This window comes from Flavobacterium anhuiense (assembly GCF_004151235.1).
Classification (GTDB): Bacteria; Bacteroidota; Bacteroidia; order Flavobacteriales; family Flavobacteriaceae; genus Flavobacterium; species Flavobacterium anhuiense_A.
Window position 1 is genome coordinate 35,374 of the sequence record NZ_JUIV01000023.1, and the last position, 20,822, is coordinate 56,195.

Annotated in this window: 17 protein-coding genes; 8 read left to right on the forward strand and 9 right to left on the reverse strand. The window is 34.3% G+C overall.

The annotated features are described in order from the left end of the window. Positions 1 to 135: 135 nt before the first annotated feature. From NU08_RS20185 to NU08_RS20225, 9 genes are all read right to left on the reverse strand, one after another. Entirely contained in the window at positions 136 to 1,035 is a 900-nt protein-coding gene (locus NU08_RS20185; RefSeq protein ID WP_129748859.1) for an ROK family protein, read from the reverse strand. A 22-nt stretch (positions 1,036 to 1,057) separates the two neighbouring features. Next, positions 1,058 to 2,521 carry a glycoside hydrolase family 125 protein gene (locus NU08_RS20190; RefSeq protein WP_129748860.1) on the reverse strand — a complete coding sequence of 488 codons (1,464 nt, stop codon included), beginning with the start codon at positions 2,519 to 2,521 and terminating at the stop codon, positions 1,058 to 1,060. A 6-nt stretch (positions 2,522 to 2,527) separates the two neighbouring features. Further along, positions 2,528 to 4,813: a GH92 family glycosyl hydrolase gene (locus tag NU08_RS20195; RefSeq protein WP_129748861.1), complete on the reverse strand. Its 2,286-nt coding sequence runs from the start codon at positions 4,811 to 4,813 to the stop codon at positions 2,528 to 2,530. 196 nt (positions 4,814 to 5,009) lie between these two features. Further along, positions 5,010 to 7,271 carry a GH92 family glycosyl hydrolase gene (locus NU08_RS20200; protein ID WP_129748862.1) on the reverse strand — a complete coding sequence of 754 codons (2,262 nt, stop codon included), beginning with the start codon at positions 7,269 to 7,271 and terminating at the stop codon, positions 5,010 to 5,012. A 92-nt stretch (positions 7,272 to 7,363) separates the two neighbouring features. Beyond that, entirely contained in the window at positions 7,364 to 9,352 is a 1,989-nt protein-coding gene (locus NU08_RS20205; protein WP_242502611.1) for a beta-mannosidase, read from the reverse strand. A gap of 429 nt (positions 9,353 to 9,781) precedes the next feature. Continuing rightward, positions 9,782 to 11,296, reverse strand: coding sequence for a SusD/RagB family nutrient-binding outer membrane lipoprotein (locus NU08_RS20210; RefSeq protein ID WP_129748863.1), 1,515 nt, complete (start codon positions 11,294 to 11,296; stop codon positions 9,782 to 9,784). Between the two features lie 11 nt (positions 11,297 to 11,307). Continuing rightward, the gene (locus NU08_RS20215; protein ID WP_129748864.1) at positions 11,308 to 14,400 is read right to left on the reverse strand and encodes a SusC/RagA family TonB-linked outer membrane protein; all 3,093 of its coding nucleotides are present in this window, start codon (positions 14,398 to 14,400) and stop codon (positions 11,308 to 11,310) included. Positions 14,401 to 14,649: 249 nt separating this feature from the next. Next, entirely contained in the window at positions 14,650 to 15,660 is a 1,011-nt protein-coding gene (locus NU08_RS20220; protein WP_129748865.1) for a LacI family DNA-binding transcriptional regulator, read from the reverse strand. Positions 15,661 to 16,077: 417 nt separating this feature from the next. Beyond that, positions 16,078 to 16,761, reverse strand: coding sequence for a helix-turn-helix transcriptional regulator (locus NU08_RS20225; protein WP_242502612.1), 684 nt, complete (start codon positions 16,759 to 16,761; stop codon positions 16,078 to 16,080). 274 nt (positions 16,762 to 17,035) lie between these two features. Here NU08_RS20225 and NU08_RS22410 point away from each other — a divergent pair, with 274 nt between their 5' ends. The 8 genes from NU08_RS22410 (at position 17,036) to NU08_RS20260 (ending at position 20,737) form a co-directional block, all read left to right on the forward strand. After that, positions 17,036 to 17,173, forward strand: coding sequence for a hypothetical protein (locus NU08_RS22410; RefSeq protein ID WP_165352492.1), 138 nt, complete (start codon positions 17,036 to 17,038; stop codon positions 17,171 to 17,173). Beyond that, the gene (locus NU08_RS20230; RefSeq protein WP_129748866.1) at positions 17,166 to 17,441 is read left to right on the forward strand and encodes a hypothetical protein; all 276 of its coding nucleotides are present in this window, start codon (positions 17,166 to 17,168) and stop codon (positions 17,439 to 17,441) included. The genes NU08_RS22410 and NU08_RS20230 overlap by 8 nt, the downstream gene beginning before the upstream one ends. A 12-nt stretch (positions 17,442 to 17,453) precedes the next feature. Next, complete coding sequence (locus NU08_RS20235; protein WP_129748867.1) at positions 17,454 to 18,170, forward strand: DUF3164 family protein; 717 nt, start codon at positions 17,454 to 17,456, stop codon at positions 18,168 to 18,170. Positions 18,171 to 18,292: 122 nt separating this feature from the next. Further along, entirely contained in the window at positions 18,293 to 18,493 is a 201-nt protein-coding gene (locus NU08_RS20240; protein ID WP_129748868.1) for a hypothetical protein, read from the forward strand. A gap of 411 nt (positions 18,494 to 18,904) precedes the next feature. Next, a complete protein-coding gene (locus tag NU08_RS20245) occupies positions 18,905 to 19,150 on the forward strand; it encodes a hypothetical protein (protein ID WP_099720049.1) in 246 nt (81 codons plus the stop codon). 321 nt (positions 19,151 to 19,471) lie between these two features. Beyond that, the gene (locus NU08_RS20250; RefSeq protein WP_095931269.1) at positions 19,472 to 19,759 is read left to right on the forward strand and encodes a methyl-accepting chemotaxis protein; all 288 of its coding nucleotides are present in this window, start codon (positions 19,472 to 19,474) and stop codon (positions 19,757 to 19,759) included. After that, positions 19,756 to 20,208: a CHAP domain-containing protein gene (locus NU08_RS20255; RefSeq protein WP_129748869.1), complete on the forward strand. Its 453-nt coding sequence runs from the start codon at positions 19,756 to 19,758 to the stop codon at positions 20,206 to 20,208. The genes NU08_RS20250 and NU08_RS20255 overlap by 4 nt, the downstream gene beginning before the upstream one ends. A gap of 28 nt (positions 20,209 to 20,236) precedes the next feature. Continuing rightward, positions 20,237 to 20,737: a hypothetical protein gene (locus tag NU08_RS20260; RefSeq protein WP_129748870.1), complete on the forward strand. Its 501-nt coding sequence runs from the start codon at positions 20,237 to 20,239 to the stop codon at positions 20,735 to 20,737. The last annotated feature ends 85 nt before the right edge of the window (positions 20,738 to 20,822 follow it).

Genomic DNA, 20,822 nt, shown 5'->3' on the forward strand with positions numbered 1-20,822 from the left:
CATGAGAAACTTTAAAAATTAAAAGCCTTTAAATGTAAAATTTAAAGGCTTTTTTTATTGTTCTTAATTAAAAATTCTAAATATTATTTAGCATAGAGAAAAAAGGATGAGTTTAAATCTCATCCTTTTTTGTTTTTAATCACAAAGAAAACTAACCGCTCCTAGTAAGGCCGCGATTTCATTGTCATTTGAAATAGAAACCTCAACTTTTAAATCAGATTCTTGAATTGTGTTATTAAATGAAGACAAAAACAAATCGCTTGCATTGGCAATTTTTCCTCCAATAATAATATGATCTGCCGTAAAATTTTTAATCCATGGAATTACAACTTGAGCTAAGTCCTCTCCCATTTCTTCAAATACTTTAATTGCTAACCTATCTCCCTTTTTTGCTAGATTATACAATTCTACTCCATTATTAAGCTCGATACCGTTTAAAGATTTATAATGCGATAAAAGACCTCTTGCAGAAACATAATCTTCTGCAATGCTATCTTTATAAGTAAGATTATATATTTCTCCATCAGCTGGAACAGAATTTCCTGAACTGATTGATGTTCCTTTATCAATAAAACAAGCTCCTAATCCTGTGCCTAATGTTACAGCCATTACTTTTTTAGATAGGTTTTCTTGTTGCTTAAAAACTTCTCCTTTTCCAAAGCAAACGGCATCATTTTCAAAAAGAACTGGAAAATCTGCAGGAAAACCAAGAGTTTCCAAAAGCAATTCCCTTACATTTAGTCCATAAAAATGCTCGTATTTAGATTGATCTTTAATCCAGCAAATTCCCGTTTTATAATCAAATGGTCCAGGCATGCAAATCGCAATTCCCGTGATATCTTTAATTTTAGAGTTTTTAATTGAGGTGATGATTACTTTTTTCCAGATATTCATAACTTGATCTACTGGCAGATTTGAATCGAAAGATTCTTTGCAGAGTGAAAAATCAAGCACTTTCATTTCTGTTTTATCAATAACCGCAGCTGTAATATGCGTTCCGCCTATATCTAGCCCAATGGCGTGTGATGTATTCATTTCTATTTTTTAAGCTTTAGTACTAGATATTTTTATCTTTTAAAATTTGAGGATAATGAATACTGGTGTGCACAATCATTTCGCCAAATAATGTATTCGCCCAAGCAAACCATTTACGGGTAAATTTATTCACGTCGTCTTTATGGAAAGATTCGTGCATAAATCCTGTGTCGGCATTGGTTTTAATCAAATTACTGATACAAGCTTTTATTTCTTTTTCGTCTACACTTGTAATCGCTCTCAAAACAATACTCATTGGCCAAATAGTATCAACTCCTGTGTGCGGGCCTCCAATTCCTTCTCCTGCTTTTCCTTTATAGAAAAATGGATTATTTTCTGACAATACCACCTTTCTTGTATTAAGATATAAAGGATCATTTGGAGCAATCGCACCTAAATAAGGTAATGACAATAAAGACGGTACATTGGCATCGTCCATCATGTGGAAACTACCGTATCCGTTTACTTCAAAAGCTATAATTTTTCCAAATTTTGGGTGATTGATGATGCCGTGTTCATTAAGTCCATTTTGAACCTCATCTCTTAATTTTGTGGCTTTTGCAACTAAATCATTGTCTTTTAAAGCTGGTAGAGAGAAAATTTCAATTAAATATCCTAATATTTCAATAGCAAACATATTACTCGGAATCAGGTAACCGAATAAAGTAGAATCGTCGCTTGGTCGGAAAGTCGAAACGATTAATCCGCAAGGTTTTACTGGATAACCGTAACCGCCTAACGGAACTCCATCTGTCGCCCAAGCCGTCTGACGCTGAAAACTATAAGGACCGCCCTTGCCATCCATTCGCTGCTGTTCTTTAAAAGTTTGAAGCACTAAAAGCATGGCTTCTTTCCATTTGGCATCAAATAAACTGATATCTCCCGTTTCTTTCCAGTATCCGTGGGCTAATCTAACTGGATAGCACAAACTGTCAATTTCCCATTTTCTTTCATGAATTCCGGGTTGCATCTTGGTAAGATCGTTTTTCCACTCACTTTCCTTAGTGAAATCTTTATAAAAAGCATTCGCATATGGATCCAGCAGAATACATTTCGCTTGACGATTAATAACACCTTTTACCAATTCTGCCAGTTTTGGATCTTCTTTTACAAACGGAATATAAGGCCAGATCTGAGCTGTACTGTCTCTAAGCCACATGGCATCAATGTCTCCTGTAATTACATACGTATCTGGTTTTCCGTCAATAATTTCAAAATCTACTGTTGTATCTAGTGTATTAGGAAAACAATTTTCGAATATCCATGCCAATTCTGGATTGGCAATTTGTTTTTTAATGCGTACGATCGCAGCTTCAATTGCTTTACTTGTAAATTTTCTTTCGCCAACAGGAGGTCTTTTAGAAATAAAATCTTTTAGCGGAAAGGGAAAAGCATCTGAATTAAATCCGAAAGCTTCTGTTTGAAGTGCCAATAACCCTGCGGAAAAAATGCCTGCGTTTTTTATAAATTTTCTACGTGACTGCATATCTTTTTATTTTGAAGTTGAATAAGAATATGGGTATGCCTCTTTTGTTGTGCCTCTTTTTAAATTCGGAGAACTTGTCATATCGAAATTTAGTTCACCTCCTTTTAATACATCAAAATGGTTGATGTAATTTTTAGAATGAGAAGCATTATCCCATTTCAATTCGTTTACATATTTGTTGGTTTCTGAATTATTCGGTGCATTGATAATAAGCTGTTTTCCGTTTTCTAACTGTAAAGTTGTTTTCTTAAACAAAGGCGCTCCCAAAACATATTCGTCTGTCGCTGGACAAACTGGATAAAATCCCATTGCTGAGAAAATATACCATGCAGAAGTTTGTCCGTTATCTTCGTCTCCGCAATAACCATCTGGAGTTGGTTTGTACAAACGGTTCATCACTTCTCTTGACCAATATTGCGTTTTCCAAGGCTCGCCTGCATAATTATACAAATAAATCATGTGTTGAATCGGCTGATTCCCGTGGGCATATTGTCCCATGTTCATAATCTGCATTTCACGGATCTCATGAATAACAGATCCATAATAACTATCGTCAAAAACTGGAGGCGTTGTAAATACAGCGTCTAATTTTGCCGTGAAATTCTTCTCTCCTCCCATTAAATCGATTAAACCTTGAATGTCGTGAAAAACGCTCCAACTGTAATGCCAGCTGTTACCTTCTGTAAAAGCGTCTCCCCATTTGAACGGATTAAAATTTGCTGGAAAACTGCCGTCTTTATTTCGTCCGCTCATTAATCCAACAGAAGGATTATAGAGATTTTTATAATTCATCATTCGCTTTTCAAGCAAATTGATTTCTTTTTTAGGACGATCTAAAGCTTTTGCCAATTTCCAGATTGCAAAATCATCATAAGCATATTCTAATGTTCTCGCTGCGTTTTCATTTATTCTGACGTCATAAGGAATGTACCCTAAAGTGTTGTAGTACTTAACTCCTTTCCTTCCTACAGCATCCATTGGTCCTTCATTATTGGCTCCGTGCTGTAAAGCTTCGTACAAAGTATTGATATCATAACCGCGTAATCCTTTCATGTAAGCATCTGAAACTACAGAAGCAGAATTATTTCCAACCATGACATTTCTAAAACCTGGACTTGACCATTCTGGCAGAAATCCGCCCTCTTTATAATCGTTTATTAATCCTTCTTGCATTTCTTTATTTATCGAAGGATAAACCAGATTTAATAAGGGATATAAAGCACGGAAAGTATCCCAAAATCCAGTTCCTGCATACATATAACCTGATAGAACTTTTCCATTATATGGGCTGTAATGTACTATATCGCCGTCTTTATTGATTTCATATTGTTTTTGAGGAAAACAAACCGTACGGTACAAACAAGAATAAAATGTTTTCAACTGCTCTTCATTTGTATCTTCTACAACAATTTTTCCTAGAACTTTGTTCCATTCATTTTTAGACTGTTCTAAAGTTTCTTCGAATGAAGCATTTCCTAGTTCATTTTTTAAGTTTAATTCAGCTTGTTCAAAACTTATAAAAGATGATGCTATTTTTACATTTACTTTTTCGCCTTTTTTAGTTTTAAAACCGACTACTGCTCCAGCATGACCAGCCGTTAATTCTAATTTTCCTTTTTCTAAAGTTTTATCGTTAAAGGTGGAATTTGCCGTAAATGGCTTATCAAAATAGAGTACAAAATAATTTTTGAAATTATCTGGAACACCACCGCTATTACGGGTTGTGTATCCTATAATTTTATTTTCTGATGGGATAATTTTAATGTATGATCCTTTATTAAAAGCGTCAACTACAATATAAGAGTGTTCGTTTTCTGGAAATGTGATCTGAAAATGAGCCGCTCTATCTGTTGTAGTAATTTCGGTCGTAACATCATGATCTGCCAGATAAACGCTGTAATAATAGGGTTTTGAAACTTCTGCTTTATGACTGAACCAGCTTGCGCGTTCATCTTCGGCGAAAGCCAACTTCCCCGTAACTGGCATAATCGAAAACTGTCCGTAATCGTTCATCCATGGCGAAGGCTGATGCGTCTGTTTAAATCCTCTGATTTTTTCTGCCGTATAGGTATAAGCCCATCCATCTCCCATTTTTCCAGTTTGCGGTGTCCAGAAATTCATTCCCCACGGTCTGCAAATTGCGGGATAAGTATTTCCATTTGAAAGATTATGCAAAGACTGCGTTCCCATTAACGGGTTTACATATTCAACAGGATCTAAAGCTTTTACCTGTGCATTTAGAAAAAGACAGGACTGTACTATTCCTAAAAAAATTAAACTTTTTATTTTCATATTCTGTGTTGCTATCCTAACAGGTTTAAAAACTTGTTAGGTATTTATTTTTTTATAAAATGCCAATTTCTATTATCCAAGCTTTGTCAAAGTTTTAAACTTTGACAAAGCGACCATAAATCTTAAACTTAAATCATACCTAACAGATTTCAAAAACCTGTTAGGAAATCTAAAATCAGAACTCTTAAATCTTAAATTATTGAGGTCTATCTTCTTTCTTAATTCCAAATGTTGCTGACGGCTTATTTCCCATATATAATTTCAGTTCTCCGCCTTTTACAATCATTTCATGTGTGATATATGATTTTGTATAGGGTTTTCCATTATATTCTGCTTTTTGAATATAAATATTTGAAGCACTATTATTAATGGCATTTATAGTAAATGAAATTCCTTTTTTATAATGAATGACAGCATTGCTTACTAACGGACTTCCTAAAACATAAATTCCGTTTGCTGGATTAACTGAATAGAATCCCATAGAAGATAAAACGTACCACGCCGACATTTGTCCTAAATCTTCATTACCGCATAATCCATCAGGTTTTGTTGAATAGAATTTCTCATCGATTTCTCGAATTAATTTTGCTGTTTTCCAAGGTTGTCCCACATAAGCATATAAATACGGAATATGATGATTTGGCTCGTTTCCATGAGCGTATTGGCCAATTAAACCGCTAATATCTGGCGAAACATCCTCGCCTTCTACTTTGTCAGTCAGCAAGAATAGTGAATCCAATTTTGCAATAAATTTATCTTCGCTTCCAAATAAATCAATTAATCCGTAAGGATCTTGCGGAACCAGCCAAGTATACTGCCACGCATTTCCTTCTACATAATCGTCTTTACGGTGAGCAGATGAAAGCGGATTAAATGGCGTTCTCCAATTTCCATTGGCCAATCTACCACGCATAAAAGTGGTTTCTTTGTCAAAATACTGTTTGTATAAATTGGCTCTTTTCGTAAAATAATTATAATCGTCAGTTTTGTTTAAAGCTTTTGCCATTAAAGCGATGCAGTAATCATCAATAGCATATTCTAAAGCATTTCCAACAGATTCTAATAATTTATCGGCAGGAATATATTCTAGTTTCTGAACGTAATCCATTCCGTCACGGGTTTGCATTGCCGTTTTTTTGATCGCTTCATATGCTAAATTGGTATCATAATCACGGTATCCTTTTAAATACGCATCAACAATGACCGCTATAGAATGATTTCCGTTCATTGTATTGGTTTCGTTACCCATCAAATGCCAAACCGGTAATCTTCCTTGCTGCTGATAAATCGCTAAAAACGATTTTACAATATCATTGATTTTTTCAGGCTGTGTAATAGTGTATAATGGATGCAGTCCGCGGTACGTATCCCAAAGTGAAAAAGTAGTGTAATTGGTAAAATTGGCTTTTTCGTAAACCTTTTTATCCGTTCCTAAGTAATCTCCATTCGCATCATTAAAAATGGAAGGCGCAAACATGGTGTGATACAATGAAGTATAGAAAACTTTCATTGTTTTTTCGTCTGCTTTTATCTGAACTTTATTCAGCTCTTTGTTCCATTTTGAATCTGCTAATTTTACAATTGCTTCAAAATCCCAGTTCGGAATTTCTGCTTTTATATTGGCAGACGCATTTTCTGTACTAACTGGAGAAATTCCGACTTTTACCAGAATCTGTTTGTTTTTTAAGGTTTTAAAATCTAAAACCGCTTTTATTTTTAAGCCTTCACCTTCTGTTCCTTTTACTGTAGCTGTACTATCATAAACCATCATATTTGTAATCGGCTCCGAGAATTCCATTGCAAAATAAATGCGCTGGTCTGCTGCCCATCCTGCAGAACATCGATAGCCTTCAATTTTGGTTTCGCTTACTTTTTTAATGAACGTTTTTACCGGTCTGTCCCAACCGATTCCGTCAGCAAGATCAATTAAAATGTGCGAATCATTAGTGTTTTCAAAAGTATATTTATGAAAACCAACTCTTTCACTTGCCGTTAATTCAGCTTTGATTTTATATTTATCCAATAAAACACTGTAATATCCTGGTTTTACCACTTCGTTTTTATGAGAGAAATACGAACCGTAACCGTTTACCATATCTTCTTTTGTTCCTTTGGTCAAACCCACTTTTCCGCTGACTGGAAGCACCAAAATATCGTTTAAATCACCAATTCCTGTCCCGCTTAAATGTGTGTGCGTGAAACCTAAAATCGTATTGCTCGAATAATTATAGCCGCTGCACCAGTCCCAGCCTTCGAAAATATTTACCGGTCCCAACTGTACAGCTCCAAAAGGAACATTTGCACCCACAAATACGTGGCCATGCCCCGCCGAACCAATTAGCGGATCTACATATTGCGTATAATTTACATCTGTTTGTTTTGTCTTTTTTTGCTGTGAAATTATCGGATTGGCAAAAAGTAAACTTAAAGCCAAAAAGCCGCTAAATACTATTCTCATATATTTTAATTTTTAAATTCTGTGGGTGAGACGCACTGAAGTGCGTCTCTACGAAAAACCTTTGTCCCTTTGCAACTTAGAACCTCAGCACCTTAGTACCTCTTTAAAACCTCATACAAGGAATAAATCTTAATCTCAGGTTTTGCTATTTTCCCTTCAAACGAAATTGTTTTTTCTTCTCCTGCTTTTAGATCAAAATAATTATCGCTCCATTTTCCGTTATAGCCTTTTATCGAAATGCAAACGTATTTTGCCATTTTCTGAGCTTTTACAACTACGTTATTTCCTTTTATTTCCCAACTGATTTTTGGGTCTTCTAATGGCAAATCTTTCGGATGCGTAAAATCAATTTCTGGTTTTATGTCGTCTCTGTATGCTTCTTTTATGGCATACCAAGCAGCTTTTGGCTGTCGATTATTGTAATCTGTAATGCTCCAACTTGCAACAGGCCAACAGTCATTTAACTGCCAAACTAAAGTTCCCATATTGTAAGGCGCTTTAGCACGATGGATGCCGACAATATTTTTTATCGAATAATAATGCAGACACTGACTTAAGTATGCATAATCTTCCAGATTCATCTTTTTTATTTTAGAAGCATCAATAAAATATCTGGCGAGATAAGAATCTAATTTTTCAAAACCTTTCCCTGCTTTTAAATGTACTTTTAGTATATCTGAATATAATTGTCGATCTTCTGCTGAAGTAAAACTTTCAATTGAATTATAATTTGGTAAAGACAGCATTCCATATTCGCTCACAAAACGTCCTGTCTTTTTCTGAACGGCTTCAATATCTTCTAATCCCCACCAAATTCCCCAATAATGACTATCTCCTTCGGTTATGCTTTTTGCTTTTGACCAATGATATAATGGTGAAGAGCTTAAATACGGACGTTTGCCATCGACTTCTTTTACCCATTTTGGAATACTGTCGTGGAATAAACGCGTATAGTCTTTCCACAAACGGATTGAATCTTGTTTTGAAATTTTAAAACTTTTCATCCAGCCCCAATTTTTAAAAGCTTCGTCTGATTCATTATTTCCACACCATAAAACAATGCTTGGATGATGACGAAGTCTCTTTACCTGATACTGAACTTCTTTTTTAACATTATCAAAAAAAGCATCGTCTCCAGGAACCATTGTGCCTGCAAACATAAAATCCTGCCAAACATTTATGCCGTATTTATCGCATAAATCGTAGAAATAATCGTCTTCATAAATACCTCCGCCCCAAACACGAAGCATATTCATATTGGCTTCTTTGGCAGATAAAACTATTTTTTCATATTCTTTTTTGGTCACTCTCGAAAGAAAAGCATCTGATGGAATATAATTTGCACCTTTCATATAAACCGGCTTTCCGTCAATTTTAAAATAAAAAGAGCGGCCAAGACTGTCTTTGTCTTGTATTAATTCAATTTTTCGATTTAAAACATACGGTTTCTCAGGTTCTTTTTCATCATAAGCTTCAAATCTTGGCGTTTTCCAGATTCCGCAAGTGGTGAATTTTGGTCCCCAATCCCAGCCAAAATGGTATTGCGCTTTACGAACATAGGCGCGCGGATTGTCTGGAATTACAAATGGATAATCTTTTTTAGCTAGTGAATCGACTACATTTTGGGCCGATTGAAATACGATTCGCAAATCATTATTTCCTGATTTCAAGACTTTTTTAACGTCAACACGCCATTGACGAAACATATTATCAGCTTTTAAAACCAGCTTATCGTTTACATAAACTGATGCATAAGTATCTAATCCGTCAAAAACTAATTCTGTATTTTTCTTTTTCAGCATATTTGCTGAAACCTGAAAAGCAGTTTTATATTCCCAGTTTTTGCGTTCAATCCATTGCAGTTTTTTCTCGTTATCTCTGTAAAATGGATCTAGTATGAATTTGCTGTTTAGCAAATCGGTATGAATTTCTCCTGGTACAGTAGCCGAATACCATTTTTGTGTTTTTTCTTCACGATACTTCCAATTGTTTTTTAAATCAATTTTCTGCGAAAAGGAAATTGACGTAAAACCAGCCAGAAATAAGGACATTATCCAATGAAGTTGTTTTTGATAATTCATTTACAGAGTACTATTTTAATACCTTCTAAAATTACTAAAAAAGGTAAGTAATTTGGCAGTTTTAGAGAAGGAAAGACTGACCGCGCTATTCCTTCTCTTGAAAATTTATTCTTTGTTAGTAACTCTAAAATACAACTAGAAATATTTTCTTTACCACTGCCTTATGTTTGATTTTGATATGGATTGTTTTTTTAAATTCAAATAATTGAAATAAACTTTAAGTATACTATTTTGAAATTTTTAAAATCCAGAAAATAAAATCCATCTTTTTCAGCAGAATCGTATTTGCTTGCTGCGAAAAAAAAGCATTTAAATCTGTACAATAATTTTTCAATTCCTTACTATCAGATCAATCAATTAAACAATTTTAAAAATAAGCCGGGTATGCTCAGTACCCGACTTATCTTAACTAACCAACCAATTTAAAAATTATTTATCCCACCAGATTCTTGTGGTCATTAAATCTAAACCTTGGCGTTGAATTGCTTCTTTATAATTCGCCTCGTTTGTAATAAGTTCTGACTGATCGTAAATTAATCTTCTCGGAATTGTTCCTTGTGTTTCTCCAGTTGGATCATTAACAGGAACTAAAACTGGGTATCCTGTTCTTCTGTATTCTGAGAATGCTTCAAAACCGTTGAATAACAATACAATCCATTTTTGAGTGATAATCTGTTCGATTTTTTGCGCTTCTGTTCCTGCAGATTTAAATGGATAGGTTGTAATGTAAGTGTTGTATTCTGCAGGAGTAACCGCAGGCACTTTATCTCCAAAAATGGTTAAAATATTCATCGCCGCTCTTACTCCGTTTTCATAATAAGTCTGAGCCGATCCGCCTACATTCCATCCTTTTACCGCTGCTTCTGCCAATAAAAACTGTACCTCAGCATAAGACATAATTAATGTTGGAGCATCTAAACGCAATACTGTAGAAGTATTTGGGTCTGAGAACAGTTTTTTGTCTCCTCCTGGAAATTCTTTTGCATCATTTGCCAAACCTTGCTGACTTGCTGGATTATTATCTCCTGTAGCTTCTAGTTTTGCATAAATTCTTAAACGTGGATCGTTTGTGTTTTTCAACATATCGATAAACGTTTTACTAAATTTAATGTTAGATTCTCCTCCATTCAAATCGTTTCTAACCCAAGAAGATGTAATTGGATTGGTTTTAACACCTGCAGGACCTGCATCGTGTTTTAAAACCAAACTGTCATCATTTGAAGTAAAAACTCCTTTTGCATAAGCTTTTTCTACAAATTCTTTTGCTTTTGCCGGATTTACTTTAGATAAACGCATTGCAACTCTCAGCATTAAAGAGTTTGCTAGTTTTTTCCATCTTGCAACATCACTTTGGTAGTACAAATCGGCACTTCCGACAAATGGTTTACCTGCATCAAGTGCTGTTCCTGCTTCGTCTAATTCTTTTAAAAGATCATTGTAAATCGCTTCTTGCGTATCATACTTTGGAGAAAACACGTTTCCGTTATATCCTTTTCCAGCTTCAAAATAAGGAACTTCACCGTAAGTATCTGTCAATTTTTGGAACAAGAAAACTTTCATGATTCTTAATGCCTGAATCATATTGGTATTTTCTGGCGTATTTTCTACTACAGATAATAATTGGAAAATCTGATTTAATCCTTTTCCGTACGTTTCACCAAAAAGAGCGGCAGAATACTCAGAAGAATACGTGTATTTTGAACCCGGCCCTCCAAGTGAAGAAAACTGCTGTACGATTTGTGCAGCGTATAAATTGTTTCCTCTTGTGTTAGAAAAATCTTGTCCGTCTACATAAATCTCAGCAAGCGTAAACATAGATTTTACAGCTGGATCTGTTAAGGCATTTGGATTCTTATTCATTTCTTCGAATCCTTTATCGCATGAAGCTAATGTCAAAGCACCAACAATTGCGACACAAAATATTTTGATATATCTATTTTTCATCTTTTTTAGAATTAGAATTTGACATTAAGTGCAAAACCATAGTTTCTTGTCAATGGCATAGAAGCTCTCTCCATACCTTGAGCATTACTATTTGAGTAATTTGACTCAGGATCGATGTTTGGAACTTTGTCATAAATAGTCCATAAATTATGAGCTGAAAATGCTAAACTAACAGACTGGAATGGTGTTTTTTGCAAGTATGCTTTTGGGAAATTGTAAGCAAATGAGATTGCTCTAAGCTTAACAAAATCAGCATCGTAAACAAAGTTTGATGTTACATCACTGTAACTTCTCCAGTAATTATAAGCAGAAACGTTTGTATTAACTGGATTTCCGTTTACATCTGTTCCGCTTACTTGAACACCATTTTCACGGCCTGGAAGCGTAATTTCAGATAATCCGTAACGTGTTCCTAACTGGTTTGTTGCAGAGTAGATTTCTCCTCCAAATTTAGCATCAACAAAAACTGAAAGTGTGAAATTTTTATATGAGAAATCATTTGAAAGCCCCATTGAAGTTGGCGCAACACCTTGTCCTGCAATGATTAAATTTCCTCTTAAGAATTTTCCATCCGTGCCAAGCACTATATTTCCATTAGCATCTCTTAAATAATCATAAGCTTTGATCACTCCAAAAGGCTGTCCTTTTTCTAAAACTACATTAGCTCTTCCATCTCTGTTTCCTTCTAATGTTTTCGTCGTAATTTTATCCGAAAGATTCAAAACTTCACTATCATTGTATGCAAAATTATAAGCTACGTTCCAAGAAAAACTTGGCGTCTTAATAGCTTTTACATTAACAGCAAACTCCACCCCTTTGTTCAAGATTTCTCCAACATTGATTTTTGTTGTTCTATAACCAGAAGCCTGAGAAACGTCAGCATCTGTAATATCGTTTGTAGTTTTTTTGCTGTAGAAAGTCAAATCTGTACTTACTCTGTTATTGAAGAATGTATTTTCGAAACCAAACTCAATTGTACTTACATTATAAGGTTTTAAAGTTCTGTTTGGAATTGTTTCTCCATTTACACCCAAAATTGGCTGTCCTAACGAATCTGTCTGTCCGTCTGGCGTAGTGTAAGTCAATGCTAAAGCATAAGCTTCTGGCAATGCTCCTCCAACATTACCCCAACCTACTCTAACCTTACCATATGACATCCACTCAGGAAGACCGATAACTTCAGAATAAATGAAACTTGAACTTACAGAAGGATAGAAAGTACTGTTGTTTGCAGGGTCTAATGTTGAAAACCAATCTTCACGACCTGTTAAACTCAAGAATAAGAAATCTTTATACCCGATATCGGCAGAATAAAAAAGAGAGTTTACTTCGCTTTCTGAGAATAATTTTTCTGTTTTATCAGGCTGTGTATTTCCGTAGAAATATTCGAATGGAACGATAAAGTTATTTCCTTTCATTTTGATACCACTGTATCTGTTATGCTGGCGGTTTGCTCCGATAAAAGCGTCTAATGAAATATCTTTAGCAATATCTCCTTTGTATCCTAAGAAACCAGAAGCATTTACTTCAGAACGCGTTTCGATTCTGTTTTCGATAGATCCTCCTGGGTTGTAATTTATTCCAGTAGGCTCAATCTCAGTATACTCATAATTAACATCGTCAATACCAATAACAGCTTTAGCATAAATTTTGTCTGTAATGTTATAATTCACTTTTGCAGAACCAATAAAACGCTTTCTAAGGTCATCGTTTAAAGGAGATTTAGTAGCAAAATATGGATTTGTATGATATACGTTTGCTCCTAAAAAGTCTTCCTCTCCGCCATTTGCATCATAAGGATTGCTTAACCATCTGATATCTGAACTTGTAGTCATAAAAGTAGTCGGGAAAGACGGGTTTCTTGGCGAGTCATTCAAATATGGACGGTTGTGGCTTTTCTCAGAAATGTACTGAGCGTTAGTCTCTATGCTGATTTTTTTATTTGGGGCAGAGTTTAAACTCAAGGCCACGTTGTTTCTTCCAAAAGTAGTTCCTGGCATGATCGATTCGTCTTTAGTGTTTCCAAAAGACAATCTGAAATTTGTTGATTCATTTCCTCCAGAAATTGCTAAAGTATTACTGAAAGAATATCCGGTTCTGTAGAAATTCTCCACATTATCTTTTCCGTAAGGCTGATAAGGTCTTGTCTTACCATCAAGAGACAAAGATGGTGTTCCGTCATATTTATCTCCCCATGAAAAATAATATGAATCTCTAAGTTCCTGTAAATTATTAAATCTAGTTGGCACACCATTCGCATTTGGAGCTCCAGCACCATACTGATCTTGCCACTTTAAAAGGCTTGCAGGCGTATTAAAAGAAGAATTTGTACTAAAATCTACTCCTATTCCTGTTCCGTTTTTACCTTTTTTAGTTGTAATTAAGATAACACCATTTGATCCTCTGTACCCATAAAGAGCAGAAGCGGCACTACCTTTAAGAACTGACATAGAAGCAATATCGTCTGGGTTAAAAGATGACATACCATCTCCCTTGTCGGCACCACCCCACATTCCTGCATTTCCTTGCTGTGTATTGTCAATCGGAATTCCGTCTACAACATACAGCGGCTGATTCAATCCTGAAGCAGAAGTTGCTCCACGAATTACCACACGGCTAGAACCTGAAGGTCCAGTAACTGGTGCCGAAACGTTTACTCCGGCAATTTTACCTTGAAGCGCGTTTCCTAAGTTAATTTCTTTATTTTTTGTCAGGTCTTCGCCTTTTAGTTCTCCAACTGCGTAACCTAAACTTTTCTTTTGTTTTTTAACTCCAAATGAAGTTACAACAACATCTTTTAATTCTTGTGTAGTTTCTACTAACGTAACTGCAACTCTTGTATCTTTTTCTTGAACTGCCACAGATTGTGACTGAAACCCCATAGAAGATACTTTAAGGATAACTTTTCCTTCAGGAACATTCATTCTAAATCGGCCTTCGGCGTCTGAAATAGCACTAAATGGTTTACCCTGAACTTCGATTGATGCACCGACAATTCCCTTGTTCTCTGCATCTGTAACTATACCGGTTATTAATCGATTTTGCGCGGCAGCACTCAAACTGCTAAGCAATATCACTCCTAACACTGCTAATATTCGTCTCATAAGCGTTTTTTTGGTTATTGGTTTTGATTTGTTTTGTTTTGTGTTTTGTTGTTTGTTTTTAAATAATTAATAAAAATTTGTACTCTATTTTCAGTATTACAGCTCGAATAACAAGTAATCTCCATAGCTGTTTTTATTTTTTATGATTTACCAAAATCCAGAAAAAATCTTACTAAATCGTTTTAGTGAAATGATTAAAAAAAAGTCACACTTTTTAATTTCTAATTTCCGTTTTTAATTTTCGATTGGTTAAACAGATTCTCTTATTATCAAAGTCCCTTTCTTGAGAACCTTTTCTATTTTGAAATCTTCCAAATTTGTCATCTGACTCATTAGCAGCTGTATCGATTTGACGGCAATTTCTTCAATAGGTTGTGCAATAACTGAGATCGTGGGCGTATGCAATTTGAAGCTGTCATGATCGTCAAAACTTATAACAGAAATGTCTTCGGGAATTTTGTATTTAAGCGCTCTAAAAGCCTGAAGTCCTGCTAGTCCGAGATAGTTGGCGGAAAAAAGAACCGCATCTATCTCTTTATTTTCCTTGAAGAAATTTACAATGGCTTCAATTCTGCTTTGTTCGCTTGAGTGATAATCCAAATGCAGTGTATACTTTTCATTATAAATTCCTTCTTCTTTTAAGGCTTCTACATATCCTTTCTCTCTTAATTTCATCTGAATCATTCCAGATTCATTATTCACAACGGCGATATTCTTTTTTCCTTTGCCGATTAAAAATTTAGTGGCCGAATAAGATGCTTCGTAATTGTCCATTAAAACATGACTTACTTTTTGGTTGGCAAAATATCGGTCAATCAAAACAACAGGTTTTTGCAATTTTAAAAGCTGTCCGATTGTTTTCTCTAAATTTCGAGTCGGAGTTATAATAAAACCTTCAACATTGGCTTGCAAAAGACTTTGCACTAATTCTTCTGAACGGTTATTATCATCGCCTGTACTACAATAAAAAACTCTGTAATTTATATTCTTTGCTTCGTCTTCAATTACTCTAGCCAAATCTGCAAAAAACTGATTGGATATATCTTCTACAATAAGTCCGATTGATCTTGTTTTTCCTGTTCTCAAACTACTCGCAATCATACTTGGTTTGTATTGCAGTTTTTGCGCTACATCCTGAACCTTTTTGATTACCGTTGGGCTAATTGCCATTTTTTCGCCCTTTCCATTAATCACAAAAGACACAGTAGAAATAGAAACTTCTGCCTGTTTCGCAATATCTCTAATTGTAATCTTTTTCATCGGACAAAAAATTTATTGTTGAATATTTTAGTACATCGCAAATATATGCAAGTGAAACTTACAAAAACGTTTTAGTAAAATTTTTTTTCAATAAATCGTTTTTTTAAAGCCAAAATAAAACGAAAAATTCAGCAAATGCTAGATTTCAATAAGTTATTGTCATTTTGACTTTTAATATCTATTTTATGTTTTCTATGTCTATTTAAGTGGATTTTGAGGAAATTTTTAATGATTTTTGGGATTTATTTTTTGACAAAAAGTTTAAAAAATGCTTTTTTTTGGCTTTACAGAAAATAAGCTTTTTCTAATAAACTATCTAAATTTGATGCTTTTGTTCTCCTGATGAAGTTCAAAATTGAAATAAAAAAAGCCTTTAAACTTTGGTATTTAAAGGCTTTATTCTAAAATCGAAATAATTTACATCATCGTATTTATTCTAATACTGGCTTTTATAAGTGCCAATGCTGATATTTTTGAAATATGGATATCTTTTGGCTGATGATGCGAATTCTGGCTCACCAATTTTACATATTCTTGTCCTTGATCAGATTTCTGTACATATTTTACCGTAATATATTCCTCCCAATCATTTAGCTTTACACTCAAAAGATACATTTCTCCAAAAAAGATATTTTCAAATTCAGTTTCTTTATACAAAACAATGTCTCCCGATTTCAACAACGGATACATACTGTCTCCCGTAACCGAAATTGCACCATCGCATTTAGGCAAGTTTGGAATCTTTATGGTATCCAAAACTCTTTGAGGTTCGCCACTATTAAATAACTCTCTTAATCCAGCAACAGCTTCTAAATCATATAATGGAATTTCTTGATTTACATGAATGGCATCAGCGGTTTTCCTGTCGTTTTTCATGATCATTACACTCGTGTTATCCTCTTTAATCATAGGTCCATTTCCTGTTAAAAGCCATTCGGAATTTATTTCTGGATAGTAGTGTAAAATTTTACACGCTTTATCTGTTCCCATATTACTGCTATTATCTAAAAATTTATTAGAAAAGCCTAAATCATTGCAGAACTTATATTTACTTATCCCTTTATAATCAAGGTATTCGCGCATTCTTTCAGTTGACCCCATAAAAAGACGTATTTTTTTACGTTAAAAATTTGTTTTAATGTATTATTTTACATTATATTTGCAAAGTAAAGAAAAATAAATTTTAAAAACAACAGAAATTTTAACAATTTTATGAATCAAGCTTTTGAACAACAAATCACAAAATAAAACAAAAACATTGATTAACAAAAAATTACAACCTTTTTAAGTAGTAAAAAATAGCCACTACGAGTAATAGGAACAAAACTACGATTAAAATGTAATATTAATCATCAAAACAAAAAAACTATAAAATATGGAAACAAATCAAATCAAGGAAAAAATTCGGGAATTGGAAAATTGGCTAATCGAAAATCCTAACAGTTCCGAAAGGAATTTAATAGAATCTGACATTAAAAAATTAAAAAATCAATTAGAAAAAAATTATGAATAAAACACAAATCGAAGATCGTATCGCATTATTATATCTGGCACTTCAATATTGTTCAGAAAGAAGCAAAACTTTTACAGCTGGAGAAAGAATCTGTATCAATCAGGAACGTTTTCAATGGATGCATATTCTGGATGATGAAACTGCTTCTCCACGCCCTGTTCCGTCAAATATTGAAAGTAAAATAAAAGAGGTTTTGAAACTTGCTTTACATCATAATTTCAAACCTTATTATGCAGATCCATTTAAAGAAGAAATATTAATTTACTAAAAGCCAATTATTATGAACACTACAACTGCAAACCATTTGAAACCTGTTATGGATTTAACTCAATTTTCTGCTCAACAATTAAAAGAAGCGCTTCAGAGAGTTGAAAACAAGAAAAATGAAGAAAGAGGTGCCTATAAAAAACTAGTTGCTGAAACGATCCCAAAAGCACTTTCCAGATTACACGAAACGTCTGAAATGATGCGAAATGCAAAAACAGAAACATTCAGACTGTTTGAAACTATTCTGGATTTAAAAAATCAGGTTTATGGTTTTAAGGAAAAACAAATGTCACACACTTTTTCTAATGACAAAGAAGAAATCACGATTGGCTATCGCATTAATGAAGGTTGGGATGATACTGTAACAATTGGAATTGAAAAAGTCCAAAACTATATTTCGTCGCTTTCTACCAGTAAAGAAACTGCTTCATTGGTTAAAATTGTTTTCAATCTTCTAAAAAAAGATGCCAAAGGAAATTTGAAAGGTTCTAGAGTTTTAGAGCTTCAAAAACTGACAAAGGAGTTTAATAATGAAGAATTTACCGATGGTGTAGAAATTATCGCTTCTGCTTTTAAACCTGTTCGCTCAAGCTGGTTTATTGAGGCATGCCGCATTGACAAAAATGGTGTAAGAACCAATATTCCGCTATCGATGTCTTCTGTTGATTTTTTACAGGGGTATGCTTTTGATTTTTTTAACCAGCAAAATGACCAAAACCATGCAGCTTAATCACGACATCTATCTTTCGTTGTTATTAACTATTTTGTTAATTCTGACCAATTTAAAGCCTATTCTTTTATTTAGAGAATGGTTTTATTTCAAATTAAAGACAACTTTTAAACAATATTTAAATGAGCGTAAAAATAAAGCCAATTACAGATCATGAAAGCTACAAAGTAAACGAACATACCATCTTTAAAGACGGTCTCGGAAACTGGAACTGCAACAATGACTTATCTCACAAAGAGCGTCTGGCTTTTAATCAGTACGAAAGTATTGTGATCAAAAATCCGAGATTTAAAAAACACACAACAGCCACTTACAAAGGCTAAAACGACCTCCAAACTGCAACCGAAAAAGCAGCTAAATAAAAATGGTTCCTGTTTCTTCTTCTTTATGAAGAGAATCAGGAACCGATAAACGGGCGATTTCTGCCCTTATAATAAACAGCCAAAACTCATTCTTTCTATTGGAATCCAAACCTAAAAGGTTTTGGAAACAGGATTGTCATGCGGAGTTTGCTGACCAAAATTGTTAAATAAACCTTTAACAAATACAACCTCAGAACGAGGTTCAATATAAAAATGGCATCGGGAAGTAAAAACCATTTATTGAATATGATCAAATGGTTTGGCTGTCTTAAATATCATGTCATTGTAAAAATTCAACTTATTGGTAACTCTTTTAAAACTTCGTTCTTCTCAAAACTTTTCTTTTTTCTATCATTCAAAATATTATCTCTCATGCCTATATCTTCAAACAGAAGTCTCGGAATTCAAAAAAATAAATTAATGCGTTACAAACTCATTAAAGAACTGTATCAAAAACACAAAACGGAAGATATTCCGACCACTGTTGTGTGGCGTAAATATGTCTATCCGGTTTACCCGATTTCGAGAACTACTTTGTATGAAATTCTATGTACACCTATCACTTCTGAACTAAAAAAAATCGAAGAACTTATGAGCAATCAAAAAAGACCTTCTTAATACTTATAAAAGAAAAATCATTCTTTTTTAAATCTTCAAAAGCATCCTTTTTGTGATGCAAAGATGTAACATTTACATCATCTAAATCGACTTCTGTTCGCTTTCCTTACAACTCTGTAAAGCCCTAGAATACAAATGTTCGCAGACCTTGCATTCATTTTTTTTAGGGCTTTTTTCACCCAATCTTTGCAATCTCAAAAGGAAACAAATGAGCCCCGAAACTGGAAAAAGTCCAGATAGACTTCCTTTCTAAAAACAACTCTCAAGTTGTCTTTCAAAAAACAATTTTTAAACCCAACATTTCAACTTTAAACACATTCAATGGAACAGTTTTTATACCCCACTTTAACCGCATTTTTTGCCGCTTTTATTACTTGGTTCTTTTCGATGCGAAAATCACTCGCAGAAGACCGTGCAGCCGAACTTGACAATGCCGTAAGCGCCGTAAAATATTACCGAGATCTTCTAGACGATATTACGGCAAGACTTACCGCAGCTACAGAAACCATAAAAAAAATGGAAATACAGCACAAAGAACTCATGCTGATCAACCAGCAATTGGTTGACGAACTACAAAAATTTAAACAATTAAACGGAAAAAGCTCATGACACTAGCTCAAAAAACGATCGCAATCGCAACGGCACAAATTGGTGTCGAAGAAATACCAAGAAATAGCAACTCAGGCCCTGAAGTCGAAATTTATCTACGAAGCGTGGGACTTGGTAAAGGATACGCCTGGTGCATGGCTTTTATTTATTGGTGCACACAGAACGCCGCCGCCCAAATGAACGCTAAAAATCCTTTAAAGAAAACGGGAGGCGTTCTGGATCAATACAACTCAAGACCGCTTTTGGTAAAAAAGACACCTCAGCCTGGAGATGTTTTCATTTTAGACTTTAATAACGGCACAGGTCACGCTGGATTTGTCGAAAAGATTGCCGGAAATACGATTTATACCATCGAAGGAAACACCAATGATTCTGGCGGACGCGAAGGCTATAAAGTAGCCAGAAGAAAACGTGACATAAAAACCGTTAAAGGCTTTTTACGCCTCTAAAACCAAAACTTAAAAACCAATTTTAATTATGACAAAAAAACTAAAATATCTTGTTTTTTCTCTTTTCATTATCCTGATCATGATTTCGTGCCGAAGTCCGAAACCAGTGCAAAATGAGAACAAGATTCAGACTATAACCATTACAGAAACTCTACACGATACCATCTTTAAAATCGCAAAAGACAGCAGCTCCTACAATGCATTATTAGAATGCCTTAACGGAAAAGTAATTCTTAAAAATGTTATTCAGGCCGAACCAGGGCGTACATTAAAAAGCCCAAGGGTTCGACTTGATAACAATAAACTTCAAGTAGACTGCAACCTGAAAGAACAAGAACTCTATGCGCAATGGAAATCGAAACAGGTTAAAGATGTTCAAGAGAAAACGATCACGATTACCAAGTTTGTCAACTATCTCACTTTCTGGCAGAAAGCTCAGATTTGGCTAGGAAGATTTCTACTTCTTATTCTGCTTTTTTTGATTGGAAGATTCGTTTACAAAATCTATAACCCAGAATGGTTTAGATAAAAGATTCCATTACTAATTCCGCATTAGAAATAACTTATTTTTTTAAACACATAGGAACATAGTTTCTCTAAAATAAATTAAAGAA